Genomic DNA, 12,338 nt, shown 5'->3' with positions numbered 1-12,338 from the left:
GAATGCGACCCTAAAACAGGTCGCATTCATTGAAAATTGGATAAATAACTATCCTAAAAAAATACTAGATTATAAATCTCCTAAAGAGTTTTTACTAAATGGCTAACTTGAACTTGTAATTTGCCAAAATTAAGGATTCTTTCCATTTACCAAGCATAGTTTGGTTCAACACAAGTTAGCATGGCTTGAAGCAATTCAGCTAGTGTTACTTTTTTAAGACCGCCATAAGTGGAATCGATGACTGCATAAGAAGGATCATGATAATAAATATATTCTACATCTTTTCCATCTTTACTTAATTGGTAACCTATTCCAATGACATTATGTTCCCCATTTTTTCCAGGATAGATCTTTGAAACTTCAAACGTGTAATACATGGGAAAAGCATCTTTGATATTTTAAGTTAAAATCAATAACAAACAAGCTCTTATTTTTTTAATAAAAATTTTATATAGTTTATTACCCATATTGCTAATTTATATCCTAAAAATATTGATATTGGAAAGAATATTGCTGTTTGTATGGAATCATAGAGTATTGGAAAAAAATAATTGGCAATTGAAAATAATGTAAACAGGAAAAAAATAACGATAAAGATTTTGAAATTTGACATAATTTATTCTGCTGATATTCCCCCAATACCAATTTTTATTCCTTTTCCATTGAAAGCCGCATCACTCATTGCTTGTAAAATAGAAGCTGCTCCGAACCATCCTACGATACCTCCAATAATAGTTCCTATACCAGGATAAAATGATAGCAGCGCAGACATTGATCCTGCGATAACCCCCGGACCGTAACTAGCTGCTAAATTAACAATATTCATAACTTCGGTATATGATAAATGGATGTATCCTCCACTAAAACTGGCTTTTGGAATCATAACTGGAGTTGTAAGGACTATATTATAGTTTGCTATTGAATTAGTAATAAAAGTAAGATCATCATCACTTAAATTATACTTGTTTTTAATAAACTTAGTATTATGATTAAGATATAACTCCCCATTAGCTGTTAAAGCTAGTTCTTCGCCAATAGTAAACATCAGATTAAGTTTTCGGTTTTGTTCTGGAGTAAGGTCACTTAGACGAATATCAGGTTGACCAGCTTTTAATATTGGTTTAGGTGCTAGAGTACTTGGGGTATTTGCGTAAACAGATGTTGCGCTAGGTAATATTGACTTGCAGATAAAACTGCCACAGATTTAGTTGTTTTTTTCATAAAGAATTTCCTTTATATATTACTTTCATTAAGTTACATTTGTATTTGGTATTATAAAATATTTCCTTTCTAACCTTAAACTTCTCTATTATTCTGTTCAGGATTATTGTGTCAGTTTTTGTACATTAGTATCAGTCCTTTCTTTTTCAAATGAGTCAATTAGTTATCCTCATCTAATCATTCGAAAAGACACACCAATTTTTATCTGGAAATTTACCTTTTAGTAAAACGTAAATTTTCTAAAAAACAAAATTAATAAGATAGTGGCTATTCTTAAATTCTTTACTCAGCCATGATTCAGAAAATCCGAATTTTTATGTGTTTATTATATACTGTCCCATAACTGAAATCAAGGACATCTCTGTCACAATTAAAAAAGTTATATGATCTGCTACCAATGATTAGAATCATTCCTAACCTTAGTTGTACAGAACGTATAACTACATGTCATTATTTAAAATTACAATCTTCTTCATGATCATTAATCATTCCGGAAGCTTGCATGAAAGAATAGATTGTTGTTGGTCCTAAAAATTTGAAACCTCGTTTTTTTAAGTCCTTAGCTAGACTCACTGATAAATCAGTTTGAGTTGGTACTGGATGTTTATGGTTTACAAGGTTGTCAATCGGTTTTCCACCTACAAAATCCCAGAGATAAGCATCAAAGCTACCAAATTCTGCTTGTACTTTTTGCACAGCTTGGGCATTATTGACAGTTGCTGCAAGTTTCAGTTTATGGCGGATAATTTGTGGATTCTCTAAAGCGGCAGCCATTTCGTCTTGACTAAACTGAGCCACACAACTAATGTCATAGTTATGAAAAACTGCATTAAAGGCTGGCCTTTTTCGCAAAACGGTCAACCAAGAAAGTCCTGCCTGATAAGATTCTAAGCAAAGCAATTCAAAAAGTGCTTGATCATCATGTATTGGTTTGCCCCACTCAACATCGTGGTAATCGCAATAGAGAGGATTGTCAGTAGGTACCCAAGAACAGCGTTTCATAGATTAACCTTTCATTAACATTTTCAGCGCAGATTTGATATATTGCTCAGCTGTTTCGTCAGTTCCCTCAAAGAAGGCACGGATTTTCTTCAATTCAGTTGCTTTATAACCTAGAGCCAGGAGAGCCTCGATAGCTTCATCAAGCTGTTGATTACCAGCAGCACTTGCCTTACTTGACAGTGCCTTGTCACTTGGTGCTTCGACAAATTTCCCAGATAAGTCTAAAATCATTTGCTGCGCTGTTTTCTTACCAATTTTAGGGAACTTCATTAAGTATTTGATGTCACTGTTATCAATGGCCATTACTAATCCTTGGTTGTCGTCGACGGCGACAATAGCTAGCGCTGTCATTGGACCAATTCCTGAAACCGAGATAAGTTTAAGAAAGACATCTTTTTCCTCTTCTGTGTGAAAACCAAATAAGAGGTGAGCGTCCTCACGAATGACCTGGTGTAAATAAATAGTGACCTTCTGATTGACACTGTCAGAAAAACTATAGGGATTTGCAACATAGATAATATAGCCCAAACCGTTAGCTTCGACCACAATATATTTAGCAGTAATTTTAGTTAATTGACCTTTTATATAATCAAACATCTTAAACCTTTTTCTTCATTTTGGCGGATAGGACAATTAAGTAAAGTCCTAAAGTGGCAATAATAATAAATGCAATTTGGACGCCTAGACGACCTGTAAAGTGACTGATAGAAACTGTAAACCCAGCTAAGATTGCTCCTAAAGGCTGAGCCATTGAGACAAAGCCTGTATAGGAACCAATCTTTGACTGGTCCATCATTTCTGCTCGCAAGACCTGATTGGCTGGAACATTAATCATTTCTCCTATTGTAAAAATAATTACAGCAAGCCAAATCCAAATAAACTGGTTAAAAGAGAATGATAATAACATGCCAAATGAAAAGACAAGTGAACCAATAATTAATTGTTGTAATAAATCCCATTTTTCAGTTAATCTATTGACGAACGCCATTAAGGTAACTATTAAGGCTGTGTTGGTCAGAACCATTAATGACAACATCTTAGCACTGGTGATGGTATAGCCAAAAAGTTCTGTTGGTACAAAATGCAATTTGAGGTGTACAGGAACATAATTATCCATTTGCATCCAGATACATGAAAAGAGAATTGAACCAATGGTAAAGACGACAAAAGCTTTATCATTAAGCACTTGTCGATAATTCTTAAAAGTCCCAATAATACCGGTCTGGTGTTCAAATTGCTGGTCCGCTGGCTTAGTCTCCGCAAATTTATAGAAGGCAATAAAGAAACATCCCAAATTAACAATAAAAAGAGCTATCAATAATTCCCAAAAATAGTGGTCATAGAATAATCCGGAAATACCTGCTCCAAACATGACCGCAATATTAATAAACCAATAATTGATGGTGTAGACAAATCGTCTGTTGCTATTGTCTGTCAAGTCAATTAACATGGCTTCATAAGCTGGAGCATAAAATGATGAGGATAATTCTACCAATAAAATCCCAACAAAGGTAATCCAGGGAAGTAGGTGTCCTGGAATATTTGCCACTATCGTTAATAACCAATCTAGGGTGGAACCTACTGAACCAATGACAACAACCTTCTTTCGACCAATAGCATCTGATAAGTGACCACCATACAGGCTACCAACAAAACCAGTTAAACTGGTCACTATCATTAGAATACCTGTCCAAAATGTTCCAAAAAACTAGTATAATACATTGCCATAAATGGGAAAATGCTACTGCCTAAGGTTATTGTAATAAAGCGTACAAGCTGTCTAATCTGAATATCTCTGGATAGTTTGAAAAAATCTTTCATGATTTTCTTTCTAATATTTTCCTAAATCTCTCAAGCTAGTGTGATTTTCTTGAATCCGTCTGAACATTTTTTCCATATCCGCCTTGCTAAAGTTGATAAGAACAGGACGTCCATGTGGACAGTTATATGGATTTTTGCATTGGGCTAATTGCAAGAGTAATTGGCGTGCTGAGTAGTCATCTAAACTATGGTTTGCTTTAATGGACCGTTTACAACTCATCATGATGGCCAACTCTGCGCGATAGGTTTTAATGGAGACATTGTTGGTCAATAAGAGCATATCACACATTTCATAGACCCCGGATTCAATCTCGTCTTCTTTCATCCAAATGGGGTGTTCTCTGAGAATAAAAGTATTTTGACCATATTCTTCTAAGTTTATGCCAACTTGATTGAGTAAAGGCATTTTTTCTTGTAAGTTAATGAAATCTGATCCTGAAAACTCAAACAAATAAGGCACTAGCAATTGCTGTAAACTATTGTCAACCTGACCAATCTTCTCACGGTAATACTCATATTTAACACGTTCTTGAGCAGCATGTTGGTCAATGATAAACAAACCCTCATTTCCTTGAGCAAAAAGATAGGTTCCGTGCATTTGACCAAAATAATCTAATTCAGGGAAAACAGAAGCTTCTTCATTTTCCAGATTTTCAATTAGTTTTGATAATTTTTTCTGATTAGATAAATCTAAATCTGGGTGATTGACATCATCTTCATCCATTATGACCCGACTAGCATGCTTGACAGAGAATGAAGGACTCGGCTCTTCAACTACAGGATCAACTTCCTCTTCTCTCTTTACACCGCTGTCAACTACTTTACTTTGACTAGATTGGTTAGCTAGCTCTTCTTTGCTGCTATCAACAGTAAAGAAATCCCCTTTTTCTTTATCATAATAAAGTTTATTGGCTTGTAAAGGTAAGCTAGTTTGTTCATATTTAGTTTTATTTCTTGTCGTTGACTTGGCTAAATTTTCTAAAGCATCAGGAATCAAATCCTGTAAACGAAGACTCTCTGAAATTGCTGAACTAATTAGGCCCATCAACTCACGTTCTTTTGAGATTCGCACCTCCTGTTTGGTTGGATGGACGTTTACGTCAGCTAAATAAGGATCAATTTGAATATCAATAACGACAATTGGAAAACGCCCAACCATTAATTTTGAACCATAACCATCTAAAATTGCTCTGTTCAAGAGGAAATTTTTGATATATCGTCCATTAATTAATATAGTGATATAATTCCGATTTGCCCTGGTTAATTCAGGTAAACTAACATAACCCGAAACCTCAAAATCCAAATCAGCAGTTGAAATCTCAACCATTTTCTTAGCCGTATTAATCCCATAAATACCTGCAATAGCTTGTTTTAAATCAGAGGTTCCAGATGTCTTGGTTAACTCCCTGCCATCACAAATTAATGTAAAGGCTACTTCTGGATGAGCTAAACTGAGACGATTGACAACGTCCACAATATGCGCAAGCTCAGCTTGCAGACTCTTCATGTATTTCAAACGAGCAGGAGTGTTGAAAAAGAGATCTTCAACTTTAATTTTTGTTCCTACAGGTGTTGAGACTGGTTCAATTGATTCAATTTCGCCACCTTTAGAAACTAGCTGATTCCCATGTTCTGCTTCAGCTGTCGCTGATTTAATCGTCAGTAAACTAATAGAAGCAATTGAAGGAAGAGCTTCACCACGAAAACCCAAGGTCCTAATTCGGAATAGATCACTTTGACTTTTTATTTTACTAGTTGCATGACGTAACAAACTAAGAGGAAGGTCTTCTTTTGACATCCCTTCCCCATTATCCGTAATGGTAATTGATTTAAGGCCTGACTCTTCAATCTCTATAGTAATTTGACTACTCTTAGCATCAATAGCATTCTCGACCAATTCTTTAACAACACTAGCTGGCCGTTCAATAACTTCACCAGCTGCGATCTGATTGGCGAGAACTTCTGGTAATTCCACAATCTTTTGCATCTTACTTTTTCCTCGCATTCTTATGGTCTATTATAACATAAAGCAAAAGGGCAATCTTCTATCAGATTGCCTCTTCTTATAAGTTCTTTTTCAGTTCATAGAGGGCTGTCATGGCCTCCATTGGGGTCATATTGACAACATCCATGGCTTTCAATTGCTCAATGACTGAGTTTACATCGCCTTCTGGGGCAAAGAGATCCAATTGTTGATTCTTGTCAGACTGTGCTGGTTGGGATTCCTCAGCATTAGCAACCCGTGTCAACTGAGTGGATTGGCCTTCTAGTTTTTGGAGAATAGCATCCGCTCGGTCTAGCAGTTCTTTTGGTAGCCCTGCAATTTTGGCCACGTGGATTCCGTAGGACTTATCCGCCGGCCCCTGAGCAATCTTATGTAGGAAGGTTACTTCCCCTTTTTCTTCCAAGGTTGCAACGTGCACATTTGTCAGGCTTATTAACCGGCTTGACAGCTCTGTCAACTCATGGTAATGGGTAGCAAACATAGTTTTTGCTCCCACGTGGTCATGGATAAACTCAATAATGGCTTGAGCTAGCGCCATGCCATCATAAGTTGCTGTCCCTCTTCCCAATTCGTCAAACAGAATTAAGGACCGTGGGCTTGCGCCTTTAATGGCTTGATTGGCTTCCATCATTTCGACCATGAAGGTTGACTGGCCAGAAATCAAGTCATCAGCTGCACCAATGCGTGTATAAATAGCATCAAAAACAGGGATCTCTGCAAGATCTGCTGCCACATAGGAACCCATTTGTGCCATAATACTGGTCAAAGCAAGTTGTCGCATATAAGTCGATTTACCACTCATATTAGGTCCTGTAATGAGTTGGATATTGGTATCTTGATCAAATTGAATGGTGTTGGGAATATACTCTTTGACGCCCATCACTTTTTCAACCACTGCGTGTCGACCGTTTATAATATTAATTTCTTGATGGTCAGTGAAAGTTGGTCGGATAAAGTGATTCTTCTCAGCAATAACTGCTAGACTCTGAAGGACATCAACAGCAGCTAAGGACTTTGCTAAGTGCTGAAGACGATCAATATAACTTTCAACACGCGTCCTTAATTGCATAAAGATATCATACTCAAGAGTTGACGACTCTTCTCTGGCTTCCAACATTTGTCCTTCAATTTTAGCTAATTCTGCGGTGCCATAGCGTTCAGAATTTTTTAAGGTTGCTTTCCTAAAGAAATGATCTGGAACAAGTGACAAGTTGGAGTTGGTCACATGGAAATAATAACCATCTTTTTTATTGTAATCAATTTTAAGATTGTTAATACCACTTGCTTGGCGCTCTTTCATTTCAATGTCAGCTATCCAGCCAGTACCTTCTTTCATGACTTTTCGATAGTGATCTAATTGTTGGTCAAAACCAGTTCTGATGATATTGCCTTCACTAATAGTTGCTGGCGCATCTGGGGCAATAGCCGATTGAATCAGGTGTTCTAATTCTGGTATTGGATCTATCCCTGCAATCAGCTCCTCTAAATGAGGACTAGCCATACTTTCCAAGATTGCCTTAATTGTTGGTACTTGGGCTAGGGTATGTCCCAATTGCAAGAGATCTTTGGGATTAACTTTACCAAATGAAACACGGCTTGACAGTCTTTCAATATCATAAACGCCTTTTAAGCTATCACTTAAATCTGATCGTTCAATGAAGTTATCCAGGAAAACTTGAATAATTTCTTGACGCTGTATAATTGCCTCTTTACTGATTAGAGGATGATCAATCCAAGCTCGTAGAAGACGCATCCCCATTGCAGTCTTGGTTTGGTCTAATAACCAGTAGAGACTACCATGTTTCTTTCCAGTCCTAGCATTTTCTAATAAGTCCAAACTTGATTTAGTCGCATAGGACATTTGTAAATAGTCTTTTATTTCATAGTGCACTATTTTTTGCAAATGAATTAAGTCACGCATTTGCGTGTGGTGAACATAGGCTAGTAATTTACTTGCGACCATTTTTTCAATAGCTGAGAGATTATTATCTAGCAGTTTGCTACCATCTATTTCTTCTGTTTCATAAGATAGCAAGAGATTGTATTGTTTAACTAAAATCTCTTCTTCTTGATCAGTTAGTTCATATCCAACCAGAACTTCTCTGGCTTTCAAATTTAAGATTTCACTGCAGATGCTTGCAAAATCTTCTAAAGCAGTTACAAAGAATTCCCCAGTAGCTAGGTCCATATAGGCTAATCCATAATTGCTACCATTATAGTCAATGGCTACTAAGAAGTTATTGGAACTTGTTGGTTTGGCTGAATCAACAACTGTTCCCGGAGTAATCACTTGGACCACTTCACGTTTAACAACGCCGACAGCTTTTTTGGGATCTTCCATTTGTTCGGCAATAGCTACTTTATAACCTTGTTCAATTAAGACATCGATATATTGTTGTGCTGAATGGTGAGGTACGCCTGCCATTGGAATTGGGTTTTCAGCATTTTTATTGCGACTGGTTAAGCCAATTTCTAGTATTTGTGCTGCTTTAACAGCATCTTCATAAAATAATTCGTAAAAGTCACCCATCCTAAAAAGCAAAAAAGCATCTGGATAATTTTCTTTTATGTCCAGATACTGTTGCATTCCAGGAGAAACTTTAGGTTCGGTCATCCTTCATCTCCTTATTAATTTTCTCTTCAATGGTTTTGGTTACATATTGAATTAAATCACTGGCATCTTGCATTTTTTGTCTATAATCATCAATTAATAGCTGATTTTCTAAGCTATCTTGCAATTTTCTAGCTTCCATCTCTGACTGTTTAGCCGCATTTGTTTTTTCAAATTTATTAAATAAGAGGGCATTCTGCTGATTAAATTTCATCAAATAAGCATCCTTCTTATATTTTTCTAAAAACTGGCTATTTTGACTAATAGCTTTAAAATCCTTAATGCTACTGTGGTTCTCGATTGCCTCAATTAATTGGTTTAATGACTCTTGATAATGTGTCATAGGCTGGCAGCCAGATCTTTTTCATATCTTTGGGCAATTTCTTCATTGCGACAAATAATTAATAAGGTATCTGCGCCAGCAATTGTTCCCAAAACATCATCAATATTATCACTATCAACTAGGTTAGCTAAAACATCTGCCTCCCCAAGATTAGTATGTAAGACAAGCATAAAACCAGCTCGGTCAACCTTTTGAACATAGTATCTAACATCAGGACTAAAAGGTGTTGCCATTGGTTCTGATAAACTATAATATAATTTTCCCTTATCATCTCGTAATTTTAAGAGACCTATCTCTCTTAAATCTCTTGAGAGTGTTGCTTGGGTCACACTTATTCCTTCTTTTTGAAGGTAGGCTTTAATGTCTTCTTGGGTTCCAATATGCTGAGTTTGAATAATCTGCTTAATATGATTTTGACGCTCAATTTTATTCATAAGATTCCACCCTAATTGTATAATTATCCCCTAGATTATATCAAATTTCTCTTTTTTTTTCATCTTATTCTTATTAATTTTTAGGATATATCAATATATTTTACAGAGCAAATTGACTTTTTATCTATTTTTTCCAAAAATATTGTTTTTCTATCAAAATTTCGAGCTTTTTATTAATTGACTGTTTTACTGCTCAGATTTATGGTATAATTTCTCAATCGATTGCTCGTTTATTTTATTAAAATATGATAAAATGAAGTGACAAACTATTTTAGGAGAATACAGATGGATACTAAAACTCTCGTTGCAAATGAAATTGCAAAAGTTGTTCCAGACTTGGAACAAGATACCATTATTAACTTAATTGAAACACCAAAAAATTCTGAAATGGGTGACTTAGCCTTTCCAGCCTTTAGCTTGGCAAAAGTCCTTCGTAAAGCCCCTCAAATGATTGCAAGTGAGCTTGCTGAAAAAATTAATGCAGATCAATTTGAAAAAGTTGTTGCTGTGGGTCCATATATTAATTTTTTCTTAGATAAAGCACTCATCTCACAAGAAGTATTGAAGGAAGTTATTACTGAAAAAACTGATTTTGGTCAACAACACATTGGAGATGGTCAAAATATTACTCTAGACATGTCTAGTCCAAACATTGCTAAACCTTTCTCAGTAGGCCACTTACGTTCAACAGTTATTGCTGATTCAATTAGCTCAACTTACAGAAAATTAGGCTATAATACTTTCAGAATCAATCACTTAGGTGACTGGGGTAAACAATTTGGGATGTTGATTGTTGCTTACAAGTTATGGGGTGATAAAGCTACTGTTGAGGCAGATCCCATTGCTGAACTTTTGAAATTGTATGTCCGTATCAATGCCGAAGCAGAAGAAAAACCTGAGCTTGACGAAGAAGCACGTCAATGGTTCAAGAAACTTGAAGATGGCGATGAAGATGCTTGGGAGCTTTGGAAATGGTTCCGTGATGAAAGTTTAATTGAGTTTAATCGTATTTATGACAAATTAAACGTTTCCTTTGAACATTTCCATGGTGAGTCTTTCTACAATGACAAAATGGATGAAGGAATCCAAATCCTTGAAGAAAAAGGGTTACTAAAAGAATCAAAAGGTGCTCAAATTGTGGATCTTGAAAAATATGATCTTCCACCAGCACTAATCAAAAAATCGGATGGTGCTACACTTTACATCACTCGTGATATGGCGACAGCTATGTACCGTAAACGTACATTTAATTTTGTAAAAAATATCTATGTTGTAGGTCAGGAACAGTCTCATCACTTTAAACAACTTAAAGCAGTTCTTAAAGAAATGGGATTTGACTGGTCTGACGACATGGTTCACGTTTCATTTGGTCTAGTAACTAAGAATAAGAAAAAATTATCAACACGTAAAGGTAATATCATCTTACTTGAACCAACACTTGACGAAGCAGTTGCTCGTGCTCTTACTCAGATTGAAGCAAAAAACCCTAATTTGGAAAACAAAGAAGAAGTTGCAAAACAAGTTGGTATTGGTGCCATTAAATTCTATGACTTGAAAACTGATCGTGACAACGGCTATGACTTCGATTTAGAAGCGATGGTATCATTTGAAGGTGAAACTGGTCCTTATGTTCAATATGCCTATGCACGTATTCAGTCAATTTTACGCAAAGCTAATTTTACTCCAGATGCTAGTGCCAACTATTCACTAAATGACTCTGAAAGCTGGGAAATTATCAAGTTATTGCAATCATTCAGTAAAATAATCAAACGTTCTGCTGATAAATATGATCCTTCAATCATTGCAAAATATGCTATCCAGTTAGCCCAAGCGTTTAACAAATACTATGCACACACTCACATTCTTGATGAGAGTGATGAACGTGACAGTAGATTAGCCCTATGCTACTCAACCGGTATCGTCCTTAAAGAAGCCCTTCGTCTACTTGGCGTTGAAGCACCAGAAAAAATGTAAAAAAAAACAGTTCCTTGTGAACTGTTTTTTTTTAGACTGGCTTATCATAATTCTTGCGGCGAATTTTGAAATCTGAACTAATCACTTCATCAACATCAACAATTGAAATAAAGGCATCCGGATCAAGATCAGCCAAAATCCGTTTAACATCTCTTACTTCATTTGGACTTAAGGTAATATACATGACATTGTACTCATTTCCAGAGTAAGCCCCTTCACCTTTCAAATAGGTAACCCCTCGATTTATTTCTGTTAGAATTGCTGAGGCAGCTGCTTTAGAATGTTTTGTAATGATTATCATACCACGAATAGTGTAGCCTCCATTTTGTACAACTGTAATGACTTGACTAAATACAAATGAAGCGACCAAAGTATACAGCATATGTTTCAAATCAATATATGATAAGGATGCTACTAAGACCAAGGCATCAATGAAAAGCAAAGTCTGGCCCAACTTAATTCCAAACTTTTCTTCTGCAATACGACCAATAATATCAGTCCCACCAGTCGTTGCTCCATAACGAAAAACAATGCCACTACCAAGTCCTGCACACAGACCTGCAATAACAGAAACTAACATCATATCTTGTTCTAATCCCATAGCAATAGGAATCTTCTGCCAGAGCCAGATGAAAATAGACATTGTAACTGTTCCATATATTGTCAAGAAGAGCGACCGCTTCCCAAAAATTTTAGCCCCTAAAATAAATAAAGGAATGTTTAGAATTAGAGATGAATAAGCTGGATTGATACCTATCATGGCATGCAAAATCAAGGTAATACCGGCTACTCCACCTTCTGCCAATCGATTTGCCATATTAAAATTAACAAAGCCAAAGGCATAGATAGCTACTCCAAGTGTTATCAGCACTAGTTTTCTTAGTTTATTTAAGACTTCCATATTAGTCATTACCTTACCTCATACTT

The 12,338-nt window shown here is 36.0% G+C and carries 9 protein-coding genes and 3 pseudogenes; 2 read left to right on the top strand and 10 right to left on the bottom strand.

The features are described 5' to 3' along the window. A pseudogene (locus ACVRZD_RS09270) lies at nucleotides 1–106 on the top strand (IS30 family transposase); the annotation flags it as partial. A 40-nt stretch (nucleotides 107–146) separates the two neighbouring features. Here the strand turns inward: ACVRZD_RS09270 and ACVRZD_RS09265 are convergent. From ACVRZD_RS09265 to argR, 9 genes and pseudogenes are all read right to left on the bottom strand, one after another. Beyond that, a pseudogene (locus ACVRZD_RS09265) lies at nucleotides 147–398 on the bottom strand (C39 family peptidase); the annotation flags it as partial. 218 nt (nucleotides 399–616) lie between these two features. After that, nucleotides 617–1,045 carry a hypothetical protein gene (locus tag ACVRZD_RS09260; protein ID WP_230588958.1) on the bottom strand — a complete coding sequence of 143 codons (429 nt, stop codon included), beginning with the start codon at nucleotides 1,043–1,045 and terminating at the stop codon, nucleotides 617–619. A gap of 626 nt (nucleotides 1,046–1,671) precedes the next feature. After that, nucleotides 1,672–2,223: a DNA-3-methyladenine glycosylase I gene (locus tag ACVRZD_RS09255; RefSeq protein ID WP_037626644.1), complete on the bottom strand. Its 552-nt coding sequence runs from the start codon at nucleotides 2,221–2,223 to the stop codon at nucleotides 1,672–1,674. A 3-nt stretch (nucleotides 2,224–2,226) separates the two neighbouring features. Beyond that, nucleotides 2,227–2,820 (bottom strand): Holliday junction branch migration protein RuvA, encoded by a 594-nt coding sequence (gene ruvA, locus ACVRZD_RS09250; RefSeq protein WP_037626643.1) that lies wholly within the window; start codon nucleotides 2,818–2,820, stop codon nucleotides 2,227–2,229. Nucleotide 2,821: 1 nt separating this feature from the next. Continuing rightward, nucleotides 2,822–4,044, bottom strand: a pseudogene (locus tag ACVRZD_RS09245) (MDR family MFS transporter). A gap of 10 nt (nucleotides 4,045–4,054) precedes the next feature. Beyond that, entirely contained in the window at nucleotides 4,055–6,031 is a 1,977-nt protein-coding gene (gene mutL, locus ACVRZD_RS09240) for a DNA mismatch repair endonuclease MutL (protein ID WP_037626642.1), read from the bottom strand. A 76-nt stretch (nucleotides 6,032–6,107) separates the two neighbouring features. Then, nucleotides 6,108–8,663 carry a DNA mismatch repair protein MutS gene (gene mutS, locus ACVRZD_RS09235; protein WP_447450448.1) on the bottom strand — a complete coding sequence of 852 codons (2,556 nt, stop codon included), beginning with the start codon at nucleotides 8,661–8,663 and terminating at the stop codon, nucleotides 6,108–6,110. Beyond that, nucleotides 8,650–9,003 (bottom strand): YlbF family regulator, encoded by a 354-nt coding sequence (locus ACVRZD_RS09230; protein WP_037626641.1) that lies wholly within the window; start codon nucleotides 9,001–9,003, stop codon nucleotides 8,650–8,652. Before ACVRZD_RS09230 ends, mutS begins: the two co-directional genes overlap by 14 nt. Next, complete coding sequence (gene argR, locus ACVRZD_RS09225) at nucleotides 9,000–9,437, bottom strand: arginine repressor (protein WP_037626640.1); 438 nt, start codon at nucleotides 9,435–9,437, stop codon at nucleotides 9,000–9,002. The genes ACVRZD_RS09230 and argR overlap by 4 nt, the downstream gene beginning before the upstream one ends. A 285-nt stretch (nucleotides 9,438–9,722) precedes the next feature. Between argR and argS the strand changes: the two genes are divergently transcribed. Then, complete coding sequence (argS, locus tag ACVRZD_RS09220; protein WP_037626639.1) at nucleotides 9,723–11,411, top strand: arginine--tRNA ligase; 1,689 nt, start codon at nucleotides 9,723–9,725, stop codon at nucleotides 11,409–11,411. A gap of 31 nt (nucleotides 11,412–11,442) precedes the next feature. Here argS and ACVRZD_RS09215 read toward each other — a convergent pair whose 3' ends face one another. Then, nucleotides 11,443–12,321: a YitT family protein gene (locus tag ACVRZD_RS09215; RefSeq protein ID WP_037626637.1), complete on the bottom strand. Its 879-nt coding sequence runs from the start codon at nucleotides 12,319–12,321 to the stop codon at nucleotides 11,443–11,445. Nucleotides 12,322–12,338 lie beyond the last annotated feature (17 nt).

This window comes from Streptococcus hongkongensis, assembly GCF_053206145.1.
Note: the sequence above shows the minus strand (reverse complement) of the source record. Positions and strands in the feature narration are given on the sequence as shown.

What these genes read in the sequence shown, in the direction of transcription:
- ACVRZD_RS09260 (WP_230588958.1), bottom strand. Translation starts at nt 1,045, where the DNA reads ATGTTTACTATTGGCGAAGAACTAGCTTTAACAGCTAATGGGGAGTTA.
- ACVRZD_RS09255 (WP_037626644.1), bottom strand. Translation starts at nt 2,223, where the DNA reads ATGAAACGCTGTTCTTGGGTACCTACTGACAATCCTCTCTATTGCGAT.
- ruvA (WP_037626643.1), bottom strand. Translation starts at nt 2,820, where the DNA reads ATGTTTGATTATATAAAAGGTCAATTAACTAAAATTACTGCTAAATAT.
- mutL (WP_037626642.1), bottom strand. Translation starts at nt 6,031, where the DNA reads ATGCAAAAGATTGTGGAATTACCAGAAGTTCTCGCCAATCAGATCGCA.
- mutS (WP_447450448.1), bottom strand. Translation starts at nt 8,663, where the DNA reads ATGACCGAACCTAAAGTTTCTCCTGGAATGCAACAGTATCTGGACATA.
- ACVRZD_RS09230 (WP_037626641.1), bottom strand. Translation starts at nt 9,003, where the DNA reads ATGACACATTATCAAGAGTCATTAAACCAATTAATTGAGGCAATCGAG.
- argR (WP_037626640.1), bottom strand. Translation starts at nt 9,437, where the DNA reads ATGAATAAAATTGAGCGTCAAAATCATATTAAGCAGATTATTCAAACT.
- argS (WP_037626639.1), top strand. Translation starts at nt 9,723, where the DNA reads ATGGATACTAAAACTCTCGTTGCAAATGAAATTGCAAAAGTTGTTCCA.
- ACVRZD_RS09215 (WP_037626637.1), bottom strand. Translation starts at nt 12,321, where the DNA reads ATGACTAATATGGAAGTCTTAAATAAACTAAGAAAACTAGTGCTGATA.